Annotated in this window: 12 protein-coding genes and 2 tRNA genes; 9 read left to right on the top strand and 5 right to left on the bottom strand. The window is 41.2% G+C overall.

The window, feature by feature from the left end:
- Positions 1–47: 47 nt before the first annotated feature.
- Positions 48–2,708 carry a bifunctional acetaldehyde-CoA/alcohol dehydrogenase gene (gene adhE, locus BDD30_RS01285; protein WP_015834167.1) on the top strand — a complete coding sequence of 887 codons (2,661 nt, stop codon included), beginning with the start codon at positions 48–50 and terminating at the stop codon, positions 2,706–2,708.
- A 132-nt stretch (positions 2,709–2,840) separates the two neighbouring features.
- On the opposite strand, the gene BDD30_RS01290 is transcribed toward adhE, so the two are convergent.
- Positions 2,841–3,446: a thymidine kinase gene (locus BDD30_RS01290; protein WP_015834166.1), complete on the bottom strand. Its 606-nt coding sequence runs from the start codon at positions 3,444–3,446 to the stop codon at positions 2,841–2,843.
- Between the two features lie 646 nt (positions 3,447–4,092).
- On the opposite strand from BDD30_RS01290, the gene hns reads away from it, so the two are divergent.
- Positions 4,093–4,497: a histone-like nucleoid-structuring protein H-NS gene (gene hns / locus BDD30_RS01295; protein ID WP_015834165.1), complete on the top strand. Its 405-nt coding sequence runs from the start codon at positions 4,093–4,095 to the stop codon at positions 4,495–4,497.
- Positions 4,498–4,796: 299 nt separating this feature from the next.
- On the opposite strand, the gene BDD30_RS01300 is transcribed toward hns, so the two are convergent.
- From BDD30_RS01300 to rssB, 4 genes are all read right to left on the bottom strand, one after another.
- Positions 4,797–5,810, bottom strand: a complete 1,014-nt coding sequence (locus tag BDD30_RS01300) for an NAD-dependent epimerase (RefSeq protein WP_015834164.1) — start codon at positions 5,808–5,810, stop codon at positions 4,797–4,799.
- A gap of 4 nt (positions 5,811–5,814) precedes the next feature.
- On the bottom strand, positions 5,815–7,161 hold the full coding sequence (locus tag BDD30_RS01305; protein ID WP_015834163.1) for a UDP-glucose dehydrogenase family protein: 1,347 nt from the start codon (positions 7,159–7,161) through the stop codon (positions 5,815–5,817).
- Positions 7,162–7,184: 23 nt separating this feature from the next.
- The gene (gene galU / locus BDD30_RS01310) at positions 7,185–8,108 is read right to left on the bottom strand and encodes a UTP--glucose-1-phosphate uridylyltransferase GalU (RefSeq protein ID WP_041381825.1); all 924 of its coding nucleotides are present in this window, start codon (positions 8,106–8,108) and stop codon (positions 7,185–7,187) included.
- A gap of 414 nt (positions 8,109–8,522) precedes the next feature.
- The gene (gene rssB, locus BDD30_RS01315; RefSeq protein ID WP_015834161.1) at positions 8,523–9,548 is read right to left on the bottom strand and encodes a two-component system response regulator RssB; all 1,026 of its coding nucleotides are present in this window, start codon (positions 9,546–9,548) and stop codon (positions 8,523–8,525) included.
- Positions 9,549–9,705: 157 nt separating this feature from the next.
- On the opposite strand from rssB, the gene BDD30_RS01320 reads away from it, so the two are divergent.
- From BDD30_RS01320 to otnC, 7 genes are all read left to right on the top strand, one after another.
- Positions 9,706–10,167, top strand: coding sequence for a YchJ family protein (locus tag BDD30_RS01320; protein WP_015834160.1), 462 nt, complete (start codon positions 9,706–9,708; stop codon positions 10,165–10,167).
- Between the two features lie 59 nt (positions 10,168–10,226).
- Positions 10,227–11,075, top strand: a complete 849-nt coding sequence (gene purU, locus BDD30_RS01325; protein WP_015834159.1) for a formyltetrahydrofolate deformylase — start codon at positions 10,227–10,229, stop codon at positions 11,073–11,075.
- A gap of 146 nt (positions 11,076–11,221) precedes the next feature.
- Positions 11,222–11,381: transfer RNA gene (locus BDD30_RS01330), tRNA-Tyr, on the top strand.
- 149 nt (positions 11,382–11,530) lie between these two features.
- Positions 11,531–11,615 (top strand) — tRNA-Tyr (locus BDD30_RS01335).
- A 379-nt stretch (positions 11,616–11,994) separates the two neighbouring features.
- Positions 11,995–12,900, top strand: a complete 906-nt coding sequence (ltnD, locus tag BDD30_RS01340) for an L-threonate dehydrogenase (RefSeq protein ID WP_015834156.1) — start codon at positions 11,995–11,997, stop codon at positions 12,898–12,900.
- Positions 12,900–14,177 (top strand): 3-oxo-tetronate kinase, encoded by a 1,278-nt coding sequence (gene otnK / locus BDD30_RS01345; protein ID WP_015834155.1) that lies wholly within the window; start codon positions 12,900–12,902, stop codon positions 14,175–14,177. Before ltnD ends, otnK begins: the two co-directional genes overlap by 1 nt.
- Positions 14,170–14,808: a 3-oxo-tetronate 4-phosphate decarboxylase gene (otnC, locus tag BDD30_RS01350; RefSeq protein WP_015834154.1), complete on the top strand. Its 639-nt coding sequence runs from the start codon at positions 14,170–14,172 to the stop codon at positions 14,806–14,808. Before otnK ends, otnC begins: the two co-directional genes overlap by 8 nt.
- The last annotated feature ends 2 nt before the right edge of the window (positions 14,809–14,810 follow it).

A 14,810-nucleotide genomic window follows, 5' to 3' on the forward strand; every position in this document is an offset into this window, starting at 1 on the left:
TTCAATTAATATTAAAAATTTTTAATATTTATCAGGAGTCGTTTTTTATGGCTGTAACTAATGCTACTGAACTGAATGAAATGGTTGCCCGAGTTAAAAAAGCGCAACGTGAATTTGCTAATTTCTCTCAGGAACAAGTTGACAAAATCTTCCGAGCTGCCGCTCTTGCAGCAGCCGATGCGCGTATTCCTTTAGCAAAATTAGCCGTGGCAGAATCCGGTATGGGGATTGTCGAAGACAAAGTAATTAAAAATCACTTTGCTTCCGAATACATCTACAACGCATATAAAGATGATAAAACTTGTGGCATTTTGGCTGAAGATAAAACATTCGGCACTATCACTATTGCTGAACCTATAGGTTTAATCTGCGGCATCGTGCCAACCACTAACCCAACATCTACGGCTATTTTTAAAGCTCTAATCAGTCTGAAAACTCGTAACGGTATTATTTTCTCACCGCACCCACGAGCTAAAAAAGCAACCAACAAAGCCGCTGAATTGGTTCTACGTGCTGCGATCGAGGCCGGTGCCCCAGAAGATATTATTGGCTGGATTGATGAACCCTCTGTTGAACTTTCCAATGCACTGATGCACCACCAAGATATTAACCTCATTCTGGCTACCGGCGGCCCGGGTATGGTAAAAGCGGCATATAGCTCTGGTAAGCCCGCAATCGGCGTTGGCGCGGGTAACACCCCCGTTGTAATTGATGAATCCGCGGATATTAAACGGGCTGTTGCATCTATTCTAATGTCCAAAACTTTCGACAACGGCGTTATTTGCGCTTCAGAGCAATCTGTTATCGTAGTGGATTCTGTCTATGAACAGGTGCGTGAACGATTCTTTACTCACGGCAGTTATCTGTTACAAGGCAAAGAGCTGAAAGCTGTTCAGGATATTATCCTGAAAGACGGTAACCTGAACGCAGCAATTGTTGGTCAGCCCGCAACTAAAATTGCCAAAATGGCAGGTCTCAATGTTCCTGAAAAAACCAAGATCCTGATTGGGGAAGTCAGCCAGATTGATGAAACTGAACCTTTTGCTCACGAAAAACTTTCTCCACTGCTCGCTATGTATCGTGGTAACAGCTTTGAAGATGCAGTAGAAAAAGCAGAAAAACTGGTTGAAATGGGTGGTATTGGTCACACTTCCTGCCTGTATACCGATCAAGATAATCAAGCAGCAAGAATCAAGTATTTTGGCGACAAAATGAAAACAGCTCGTATCCTGGTGAATACACCCGCATCACAAGGTGGTATCGGTGATCTTTACAACTTCAAACTTGCTCCATCTCTGACACTCGGTTGTGGTTCCTGGGGTGGAAACTCCATCTCCGAAAACGTGGGACCAAAACATCTCATCAACACCAAAACCGTGGCGAAGAGAGCAGAAAATATGTTATGGCATAAACTTCCAAAATCAATTTACTTCCGTCGTGGTTCCCTGCCTATCGCACTTGGGGAAGTCGCAACCGATGGTGCAAAACGGGCCTTTATCGTAACAGACCGTTTCTTATTCAATAATGGCTATGCTGATCAAGTCACTGACGTGCTGAAATCCCACGGGATAGAAACAGAAGTTTTCTTTGAAGTTGAAGCCGACCCGACATTGAGCATCGTTCGTAAAGGTGCAGAACAAATGCACTCATTTAAACCGGATATCATTGTCGCACTAGGGGGGGGTTCTCCAATGGATGCCGCCAAAATTATGTGGGTAATGTATGAACACCCTGAAACACACTTCGAAGAATTAGCTCTACGGTTTATGGATATCCGTAAGCGCATCTACAAATTCCCGAAAATGGGCATCAAAGCTAAAATGATAGCAATTACCACAACTTCTGGCACCGGATCTGAAGTGACACCATTTGCCGTTGTCACCGATGATACAACCGGTCAAAAATATCCATTGGCTGACTATGCACTGACTCCAGATATGGCTATCGTTGATGCTAATCTAGTCATGGATTTACCAAAATCACTGTGTGCTTTTGGTGGCCTGGATGCAATCACCCATTCTCTGGAAGCTTATGTATCTGTGCTGGCAAACGAATACTCTGACGGACAAGCTCTCCAAGCACTGAAACTACTAAAAGAATTCCTCCCAGCCAGCTATCACGAAGGTGCAACTAACCCTATTGCTCGTGAACGGGTTCATAATGCTGCAACCATTGCTGGCATTGCATTTGCTAACGCCTTTCTGGGAGTATGTCACTCTATGGCGCATAAGCTGGGTTCTGAGTTCCATATTCCACACGGCCTTGCTAACGCACTACTGATTTGTAACGTTATCCGTTATAACGCTAACGATAACCCAACTAAACAGACTGCATTCAGCCAATATGACCGCCCACAGGCCCGTCGTCGCTATGCTGAAATTGCAGATCATCTTGGCTTATCTGCTACCGGGGACCGTACTGCAACAAAAATTGAAAAACTGCTAGCATGGCTAGAAGAACTGAAATCTGGACTGGATATCCCAACCTCTATCCGCGCTGCCGGTATTCAAGAAGCAGACTTTTTGGCGAAAATCGATAAGTTGTCTGAAGATGCTTTTGACGACCAATGCACCGGCGCTAACCCTCGCTATCCTCTGATTTCTGAGCTGAAACAATTATTGCTAGATTCATACTATGGCCGCGAATTCACAGAAACAATTGCAACACCGGAAGAGACTAAACCAACAATAAATCCTGATAAAAACTAACCGTTAACTAATTTAATACCACTTAAAGGGTGCTGATATCAGTACCCTTTAACTCATTCCATAAAACAGCCAACTCAATCCTAATAAAAGTCCCTCAAACTGCCCATGGAAACTTTAAAAAAAAATTATCAACTACATGTTATCTCTTCGCTCTTCCTTAGCTTCATTAATAGCATCCGTATAGTGTTTACGGCAAACAGACACATATTTTTCATTGCCTCCGATATCAACCTGATCACCATCACAAATGACCACACCTTCATTATCAAAACGTAATACCCGACTTGCTTTGCGTCCACAATGGCAAATAGTTTTCAGCTCAACTAACTTATCAGCCCATGCCAGAAGATACTGACTACCACTGAAAAGTTCTCCTCTAAAATCAGTTCTCAACCCATAACAAAGGACAGGAATATCATCGTAGTCAGTCACCTTACATAACTGTTCTACCTGCTCTTTTGTAAGAAACTGACATTCATCAACCAGCACACAATGCACTGTTTCCTGTTTATTTTCATTTCTGATTAATTCGCCTATATCTGTCTGTTGGCTAAACAGAAATGCATCGGCAGATAATCCAAGACGAGAACTGATTTTTCCTTTTCCAAACCGAGTATCAATTTCCGCGGTAAAAATCAGCGTTCTCATCCCTCTCTCATTATAGTTATAAGAAGATTGCAACAGAGATGTCGATTTTCCGGCGTTCATTGCGGAGTAATAAAAATAAAGTTGAGCCATAGGCCCTGTCCCTTAACAAAATTTATAAAGCCATATAGTCAGATGAGTTTACCATAAACTCTAGTAGTGATTATCCATCTCAGTAAGCTACACCGGTTGATATCGTGAAATATTTAGCTTAGTGGTGTCTAAATCATTCATGATCATCATTACATCAAATGGGCAATTAAGACTCACTTGCGTGACAAATGCTCATGTTTAAATTAAGCAAATGAAAGCTTGATTGATTTGTTGCATATTGTATACAAATTAATAAGCTGCGTGATTTACTGTCAGAAAATGACAACAGAAAATCAAGGATAACTCATGGATTAGTCATAAGTTTTTTTTAAACTTACTATTATTCTTCCTTAGCAGGTATGATAAGAAACAGTTAAAATTACTTACCGATTTAGTATATAACTGGTTTATAAATTAGAGAGATAATCATGTCCCCTCTTTGTTAAAGGTACCCTGAACATGTTATTGGCGAATGACAATCGAAATAGCTGTATAAAAAGCGCTATATAACTTTTGTAAAGAAATTACGTTTAAAAAAAAGAGCTATTTTATCGGAATATGAGAAATTGACTATTGCAGAAAATAAAATAGCATTCTATTATTATATCCACATCAGCCATCATCATTATAATTTGAGACCAGGACAATGAGCGATTTAAAAACCCTAAATAACATCCGTACCCTACGAGCTCAAGCAAGAGAATGTGACCTCGAGTTCTTAGAAGAAATACTTGAAAAACTGACCGTCGTTGTTGAAGAACGTCGTGAAGAAGAAAGTCAGGTACAAGCTGAATTAGAAGAACGCACACGTAAATTGGAAGAAGTTCGTAAAATGATTCTTGAGCAAGGAATTGATCCAAGCGAATTGCTTCAAACAATGAGTGCTGGCAAATCTGCTGGTAAAACAAAACGTGCTGCACGTCCAGCTAAATATCAATATGTTGATACAAACGGTGAAACTAAAACCTGGACTGGCCAGGGACGTACACCTGCTGTCATCAAAAAAGCAATTGAAGAGGAAGGTAAAACCCTGGAAAGTTTCCTGCTCTAACTCACTGTTTTTTAATTGATTTAATTTAAAACACCCCTTTTGGAATACAGGGGTGTTTTTATTATTGGACAATTTAAATAACAAAAGAATTAACGACTATCATATGAACTTGTTTGAGTCTCATTGACAAGGACTTAATCGAATTGTGTGTTTTTGTATCATTCCTTTGTGATAAAGCAAAGCTAGTTGTAACTTAGCTAATGCCAAGGCAAATTAATAATCAAACAAGCACAACTATTTACTTCCTTCGCTAACTGTCGTTGATTCAATAGAAAAGGAGCCAACTGGCTCCTTTTTTCTTATTTAGATTTATGATAAAAACTCAAATACCACTCGACAAACTGCTTTACACCATGCCTCACCGATGTATTGGGTGAAAATCCTATTTTTTGAAAAATGTCACTTGAATCAGCACAGGTCGACAGAACATCACCATCTTGCATGGGCATAAAATTTTTCTTGGCTTGAATGCCTAATGACTCTTCTATCGCTTCAATAAAATCACCTAATCTAGTCGGTTGACCATTACCAATATTATAAATACAGTAAGGTGCAGAACTGGCAGATATTTGCCCATCCTCAACTACCCAGCTCTCATTCGGCGCGGGAATAATGCCTTGTAATCTGACTATTGATTCAACGATATCATCTATATAAGTAAAATCTCTAACCATATTTCCATGGTTATAAACATCTATAGGCTGTCCTGATAACATCGCCTTAGTGAACTTAAATAAAGCCATATCAGGACGACCCCATGGGCCATATACTGTGAAAAAACGCAACCCTGTCGTTGGCAACTGATAAAGATGAGAATAGCTGTGAGACATTAATTCATCTGATTTTTTAGTTGCCGCATATAACGAAATGGGATGATCGACAGAATCGTTTGTAGAGAACGGTTGCTTTCTATTTAACCCATAAACTGAGCTGGAAGAGGAATATAATAAATGTTCAACATTATTGTGACGACAAGCTTCAAGTATATTGATATGCCCTATTATATTCGAATCAATGTAAGCCATCGGATTCTGCAATGAATAGCGAACACCAGCCTGAGCCCCCAGATGGATAACCCGCTGAAATTGATGCCGCTCAAAAAGAGCAGGAATGGCTATTCTGTCAGCTAAATCCAGTTTTTCAAATTTAAAACCTGAGCTATCAAATAATAGATCTAACCGAGCTTGCTTAAGATTCACATCATAATAATCATTAAGGTTGTCGAGACCGACAACCTCATGCCCCATTTGCAATAATCTCTGGCTCACATGAAAACCAATAAAACCAGCAGCGCCTGTCACTAAGAATTTCATCGTATTACTCAGATAACCGGTTAATGGATGCCCCACGACCAATCCCATAATAAATAAAACCACGGGATTGCAGGCGCTCAGGATCATAGAGATTTCGGCCATCAAAGATAACCGGAGTTTTAAGAGATGCTTTGATTACATCAAAATCTGGTGCACGGAAACTTTGCCATTCAGTACAGATAATCAGGGCATCTGCCCCCTTAAGGGCCGCCTCTTTAGTACCCATTAATGACAAATCATCACGTTGACCATAAATACGCTGGGCTTCCTGCATAGCTTCGGGATCATAAGCCTGTATTTTAGCGCCGGCTTGCCACAATGTTTCCATCAAAACACGACTTGATGCTTCACGCATATCATCGGTATTCGGCTTGAAAGATAGCCCCCAAACAGCAAATGTTTTACCGGATAAGTCTTCACCAAAGTGACGTTTTACAAAAGAAGGTAACTTACTCTTTTGCAGTTCATTCACTTGTTCCACAGCATGAAGAATTCTAGGCTGATAACCAATTTGCTCCGCGGTACGAATTAACGCCTGCACATCTTTTGGAAAACATGAGCCACCATAACCACAGCCAGGATAAATAAAATGATAGCCAATACGAGAATCAGAACCAATTCCTTGACGGACATGCTCAATATCAGCCCCTAGCATTTCAGCTAAGTTAGAGATCTCATTCATAAAGCTAATTTTTGTTGCCAACATACAGTTAGCAGCATATTTCGTCAATTCAGCGCTACGAATATCCATCACAATCATACGATCATGATTACGATTAAATGGCTCATACAATTCACGAATCAGGTCAATGACTCTTTCATTATCACACCCGATAATAATTCGCTCAGGACGCATACAATCTGCAACAGCGGCGCCTTCTTTCAGGAATTCCGGATTAGAAACCACATCAAATGGAATATCAAGATTGCGCTGCCGCAGACTCTCATTGACAACAGCGTTAACTTTATCGGCAGTACCAACAGGAACCGTGGATTTATCGATAATAACTTTGTAACTCTCCATGTATTCCGCGATAGTACGGGCAACAGCGGTTACATATTTCAAATCTGCTGAACCATCCTCATCGGGAGGAGTTCCTACAGCAATAAACTGTAATTTACCGTGTGCAACACCGGCCTTTGCATCGGTACTAAAATTCAGCCGTCCTTCTTCATAATTCTTCTTAACCAGAGGTGTCAAACCAGGTTCAAAAATAGGGATTTGACCATTTTTCAAGTTCTCAACTTTATTTGCATCTACATCAATACAAAGTACATCATGCCCTACTTCAGCTAAAACCGTAGCCTGTACCAAGCCAACATAACCAATACCAAATACCGTAACTTTCATATGATACCTAAATTTCCGTAAAATTATTCTTTAGTCTGATTCTGTAAAGCCACTCGCCCTAACCAATCAGTAAACTCTGAACCTAACTCATAATGTTTCATGCCATACCGGACAAACGCCTGCATATAGCCAAGCTTATTGCCACAATCATGGCTTAAACCCTGCAAGTGGTATGCTTCTACGGATTCCTCTTCCATTAACATAGCAATTGCATCGGTAAGTTGAATTTCATCACCAGCCCCTGGTGCTGTTTTTGCCAATAACGGCCAAATTCTTTCAGACAACACATAACGGCCAACAATAGAAAGGTTTGATGGTGCTTCTTCCGGTTTAGGTTTTTCAACTACACGTTTAATGGGTTTACTATCACCAGGTTGCAGACTTTCTCCCAAGCAATCGACAATACCATAACTGGAAACTTCTTCATGAGGCACAGGCTCTACTAATATCTGGCTGATCCCAGTTTCATTATAACGAGCCAACATCTCACTCAGATTATATTTAGTTAGGTCAGTACTGTACTCGTCAAGAATAACGTCAGGGAGTATCACAGCAAAAGGCTCATCACCAATTAAAGGCTTTGCACATAACACTGCATGCCCTAACCCTTTAGCAATTCCCTGCCGGGTTTGCATAATGGTGACATGGCTTGGACAAATAGACTGAACTTCATCCAATAACTGACGTTTCACCCTTTTTTCAAGGATTGCTTCTAGCTCAAAACTGGTATCAAAATGGTTCTCAATTGAATTTTTCGATGAATGAGTAACCAAGATAATTTCATTAATGCCAGCGGCAATACATTCATTCACAACATACTGAATAAGAGGCTTATCCACTAAAGGTAGCATCTCTTTAGGAATCGCTTTCGTAGCCGGTAACATCCTGGTTCCTAATCCCGCGACGGGAATAACGGCTTTTTTAACTATTTTGTTTACTAATGGCATTAATCTTATCTCCTGATGTTTTTGGCTGAAACAAATCCGTCTTCAACTCAAAATCAGCGCTAACTCTTTCAGAACCTATTCCAATAAGACATTATTACCTTTTGCCAATAAATTATGGACACAGACGGAGTGCAGCAACCAAGGCATATACACATAGTACGTCACTTCACTCGTTCTTTTTGGACTACACGAAGCACCCCCAAAAGCTAATGCTTTTATCTAAGCACTATCAAATCCACTTTTTACTACAAAGAACAGCCAATAAATATAGCCTAATGAGATAGTTTCTAAGCGTAATGGGCTGAGTATACCAGCTAATTCTATCCGATAAACAGCACCATTCTGTTTAATTACATCACCGTGACATGATGTTTAATATTTGCTTTTTTAAGCAAAATGTCACTTTGGTAATATTCATTTGGAATACATTGAAGAAAGCATCAATTTTATTTGACTATCTGTATTCCAAATCCGGCATTGCCATTCAGTACTATGAGAACAGACCTGGTTCGAACAAATCGTTCGCAACGTTCCAAGAGGAACACCACTATCTAATTGAATTTGACGATTACCTGATTTAATACTGGCATGTAACCCTGCGGAAGTAAGCAAAACCGTTTTATTAACGGTATGATAATACCCGAGCAACAATGGAAATTGCCCTTGCAGCCCTGCATTCCCCAACAAGTTATTAATCCTGTTCAAAATACCGGCCATACTGGGTAAACGCCGAGAATGATGGATGATATGTTCTTGTAATAAACTGTTAAATACAACTCTTAGTAATAATGCTGAAATTACGCCATACTCTTTTGAACGGCTAATATCCAGACAATAAAAAGCTAATTCATTGTCGGACAACGCAGCCATATCGAGAATGAGCCCTGGTTTATCAATCATATTTAATTTTCGGTAATTGACCCTACAGTGGGCAATCACCTGTGAAACTGGGGGTTGTAACTGCTTAAGCATATTTAATGCTTCATCTGAATTATGTTTTAACGTTAACCAATCTTTATTCAAATTATTCTGTTCAATCGCACCGGACATAAAGACCATGGGATGCAAATAGGCCAACACTACCTTTTTTATCTCATTCAGATCTGAAACGGGTTTTAATAAAACATCTTTCGCCCCTAAACGAAGTACTTCATCAATTTCTGCCATCTTGTTAGTTGCTGAAATAATGATAACTGGAATACTCACGCCTTCATTAGTCAATTTTGCAACAAATTCAATACCATTCATAACAGGCATATCTAAATCACATAAAATAAGTTCAATATGCGCTTCACTTCCCAACATCTGTAATGCAACAGCCCCATTAGATGCAACCAACACCTTAGCGCCCAACATCCGCAAATACCCTGCTAGCAAAGAACTAAAAACGGGTTCATCTTCCACAATCAAAATCTCTTTGCCTGCCAATGCTTTTTCCATAAACGCACTCCCTTACCTTTATATTGCGACTTTCACCTTTTCTTAGGTACTATCAATTATATTAGTTCAATTAAGTGACTATCATTTGTTCTCTTACGTTTCTTTTCAATAGAAAACTCACAAAATGATATTTCACCCTTAAGCGATTGGAGTTATTTTGACAGAGTTATGCCCTTGTGGTAGCGGAATAAACTTTACAGATTGTTGTTCTCCTTATCTGCAAAACATAAAATTTGCTGCCAATGCTGAATCATTGATGCGCTCTAGATACAGTGCTTACGTAAAACATAACGCTGATTATCTTATCACCAGTTGGCATCCTGACTGCCAAGCGGAAAAATGGCGTTTGGATATAGAACACAGTTTTATTGCGACTCAGTGGCTTGGATTAAATATAATTGCGACTGAAAAAGGCAAAGATGACAACGAAGCTTATGTTGAATTTTCAGCTTGCTTTCTTGATCAGAAAGCTCAAGATAAACAACTTATCCATGAGCGCTCACGTTTTCTTCGCATAGACCAACATTGGTACTATATTGATGGGGTAAAGCCCCAAACTGGTCGTAATAGTCCCTGCCCATGCGGTTCAGGTAAAAAATACAAAAAATGTTGTGGCTAAAAACCACAGACAAAAACCAGACAAATGAAACGAAAAAGATTTAAGGAACCATCCCATTCATGCCACACCAAAATATACAAAAGAAAATTCTGCGCACTATTTGCCCTGATGCGAAAGGATTAATCGCTAAAATTACCAACATCTGCTACAAACACCAATTGAATATAGTTCAGAATAATGAATTCGTCGATCATTGCACTGGCCGTTTTTTCATGCGCACTGAGCTTGAAGGAATTTTCAACGATGAAACATTTCTGGCTGATTTAGATGATGCCCTTCCGGCTGGTTCTCAACGGGAATTAAACCCTGCTGGGCGGAGACGTATTGTTATTATGGTGACAAAAGAAGCGCATTGTCTTGGTGATTTGCTCATGAAAAGCGCTTACGACGGGCTTGATGTTGAAATTGCCGCAGTTATTGGCAATCACGCAACATTACAATCATTGGTTGAACAATTTGGTATTCCTTTCCATTTAGTCAGTCACGAAGGTTTAACTCGTGAACAACACGACGAAAAACTAATTGCACAGATCGATCAATACAAACCTGATTACGTGGTATTGGCTAAATACATGCGGGTACTGACACCAGAATTCGTTCAACATTATCCAAATCAGATCATAAACATTCACCACTCCTTCTTACCTGCATTTATAGGAGCACGTCCTTATCATCAGGCTTATGAGAGAGGCGTAAAAATCATAGGGGCAACAGCTCACTACGTGAATGATAATCTGGATGAAGGTCCAATTATTACTCAGAATGTCATTAACATAGACCATACATACACAGCTGAAGACATGATGAGAGCTGGCCGAGATGTTGAAAAAAACGTACTAAGTCATGCTTTATATTGGGTTCTTGCACAGCGTGTTTTTGTTTATGGGAACCGTACTATCATTCTGTGACAACAGACTACTTATTTGCTCACAGCAGGCGCAACAAGGATAAAAAAACAGCATACGCTAACTTATTTTCAAAATAGGCTTTACAGCGGCGACTCATTTGATGTGATTCTTCCCGCTGTAATCAACAGTGATATACTTCAAAACTTGGTGGGGTTCCCGAGCGGCCACAGGGAGCAGACTGTAAATCTGCCGTCACAGATTTCGAAGGTTCGAGTTGAGCACAGCGAAACAACAATGCGTCGCTTGCGACGCGTTGGCCCGCCAGGGCGAGGAACGCAGTGACGAGTCATCCTTCCCCTGCCACCAGCAAACAGACTACTTATTTGTTCACAGCAGACGCAACAAGGATAAAAAAACAGCATACGGTAACTTATTTTTAAATATATACTTTACAGCAGCGGCTCATTTGATATGATTCCGCCCGCTGTAAGCCACAGTGATACATTTCAAAACTTGGTGGGGTTCCCGAGCGGCCAAAGGGAGCAGACTGTAAATCTGCCGTCACAGACTTCGAAGGTTCGAATCCTTCCCCCACCACCATCGTTGAATATTTACTCAGACATCCCAAGAAAACTAACAGCAACATATTCCCCATTTGGGGGAAGGTCGAGAACCTTCGCCAAAATTCGAGTTAAGCACAGCGAAACCCAAAAAACCATATTTGAACCTACGTACTTTTAAATCGATTGTGCTTACCCCCAACCTTAACGTACCCACAATCATATTTTTTATCACATCTTTATGTGAAATTTAACACCCCAAAAAAACCACACAAAAACATTACAAATCATATGATTATAAGAAAAATCAGTTTCAAGAATGGGGTATACGAATGTGATAGCTGTCATGTATTTGTGAAATTATGTGTGAAACAATTATAAAAAATAACAAATTATAACAGCAACACCAGGGAACCATTATGAACCAATCAATACAAAAAATAGCGGTTATAGGATTGGGCACTATGGGCATGGGAATCGCTCGTTCACTAATACGCGCGGGCATTCCCACATACGGCTTCGATTTAAATCCAAAAGCCTGTGATCAACTTCTGCAAGAGGGGGCTAGAGTTGCTGCAAACAATGCAGCAGATTGGGCATCAGAACTGGATATCATTTTACTTGTTGTGGTCAATGGTGCTCAGATAGAAAACATACTATTCGATGGAGAAACACCACTGGTCAGCCAGCTAAAAACGGGGACAATCATTGTACTTCACAGTACTGTTGCCGCAGAACAAGCCAAAGACTTCGCCCACCGTCTTAGCCAATACAATATCAAAATGCTGGATGCCCCCATTTCTGGTGGCGCACTAAAAGCTCAACAAGGTCAACTTACCGTTATGGCTTCTGGTGAGCCCGCATTATTTGAACAATTAAAACCCATATTTAATGCCACCACAGAGCGCCTTTATCGTATCGGAGATGAAATCGGCCTGGGTTCCACCGTTAAAACCATCCATCAGTTGCTTGCAGGAGTGCATATCGCTGTTGCAGCAGAAAGTATGGCGTTAGCCGCAAAAGCAGGAATTTCTTTAGATCTAATGTATGATATTGTCACACATGCTGCTGGTAACTCCTGGATGTTTGAAAACCGTGTTCCTCATATTCTAGCGGGAGATTACACACCAAAATCCTCCGTAGATATTTTCATCAAAGATTTGGGATTAGTGTTGGAAACAGGTAAGGCGTTGAGATTCCCATTACCACTATCAGCTACCGCACATCAAATGTTCCTGGCTGCCAGTAATGAAGGTTTGGGTCAATGGGATGACAGTGCAGTGATCAAAACTTTTAAAGGTATCACTTTACCGGAGAAAGAGTAATGACCATTAAATTGGGTGTTATTGCCGATGACTTTACCGGCGCAACCGATATCGCAAGTTTTATGGTACAAAGCGGTTGGCGGGTTGTTCAGTTACTGGTTACACCTGATGAAAATACAGATGTTCCACAGGATATTGATGCCATTGTTATCAGCCTGAAAAGCCGCTCTTGCCCGGTAGATGAAGCGGTGAACAACTCACTGAAATCCTGCCGCTGGTTACGCCAAAAGGCAAGTTGTCAGCAAATATTCTTCAAATACTGCTCAACGTTTGATTCCACCAATACCGGCAATATCGGGCCGGTAACGGACGCTCTGATGGGTGAACTAAACGCAGATATCACGCTGATCTGTCCTGCACTACCCGTTAATGGGCGTACAGTTGTACATGGACATCTGTTTGTTAACGGGCAACTGCTCAATGAAAGTGGTATGCAACACCATCCGGTAACACCAATGAAAGACGCCAACCTACTACGTCTGATGGAACAACAAGCTCAAGGAAAAGCGGGTCTGGTCGATTTGGCATGTGTTCATCAGGGAGAACAGGCAATCCGCAAGCAGCTGAATAACTTACAACAACAAGGCATTCGCTACGCAGCGGTAGATGCCATGTCCATGAATGATCTGTTGCCTATTGCCAGCGCTGTGTCAGAACTGACATTAGTCACCGGTGGTTCCGGCCTTGGTGCCGCACTTGCCAGTACAAATACCGGAAAATCATTGGCACCATTTCAATCGGCAGGGGCCACTCCATCTGCTCAAAATAGACGTACCGTGATCCTCTCCGGCAGTTGCTCCGTAATGACCAACAAACAAGTTGCTCAGTATCAGCAGCTAGCGCCTGCCAAATCTCTGGATATTGGGTTATGCCTCCACGATCCACAATATGCTGGCCAACTGGTGGAATGGATTATTCAGCAATCAGAAAGCGACCTTGCACCAATGTTATATTCAACCCAACTTCCGGAAACATTACAGAAAATCCAACAACAATATGGGGCAACTACTGCCAGTGGAGCAATAGAAAATACATTCGCCAGCGTGGTAAAAAGCTTGCAACAACGAGGGTTCAATACCTTTATCATTGCCGGTGGTGAAACCGCCGGCAAAGTAGTACAAAGTTTGGATATCCAACAATTCAGTATCGGAGCACCTATTGCCCCAGGAGTGCCTTGGGTACGTGACCTGCAACACAATCATTGGCTGGCATTAAAATCAGGCAACTTCGGTGATATTAATTTTTTCCTGCATGCTCAGGAGATGTTTCATGAGTGAACAAGCACTACGAACAGAATTAGTAGAATGGGCTCGTTCCATGTTTTACCGGGGTTACAGCAGTGGCGGTGCAGGTAATATCAGTGCCAAACTGGATGATGGCACGATTATCATCACGCCAACCAACTCCAGTTTTGGCGACTTGCAAGCTGACCGCCTGAGCAAATTAGATATAGAGGGTAACTGGCTATCTGGCGACAAACCCACGAAAGAAGTTTCCATGCATCTGGCAATGTATCACAATCGTCTTGAATGCCGTGCAGTGGTACACCTCCACTCACCTTGGTTAACCGCGCTTTCCTGCCTGCCAAATCTGAACAGTAGTAACTGTCTGCCACCGATTACACCTTACTATGTGATGCGAGTCGGTAAACTTCCTCTGGTCAAATATCTACCCCCAGGCGATGAGAAAATCGGTGAGGAAATTGCGAAGCTGGCCGCAAAACACAACGCAATTCTGCTTTCGAACCACGGACCTGTTGTCGGCGGCAAAACTTTACGGCAAGCTTTTTTCAACGCAGAAGAATTGGAAGATACGGCCCGGTTGTATCTGACATTATTGCCACACGGTTTCACTACCTTAAATAAAGAGCAAGTGCAACAACTTGAAACTCGTTATCCCAAAAACTGAAT

It is taken from the genome of Photorhabdus asymbiotica (assembly GCF_003634575.1).
Taxonomy (GTDB): Bacteria; Pseudomonadota; Gammaproteobacteria; order Enterobacterales; family Enterobacteriaceae; genus Photorhabdus; species Photorhabdus asymbiotica.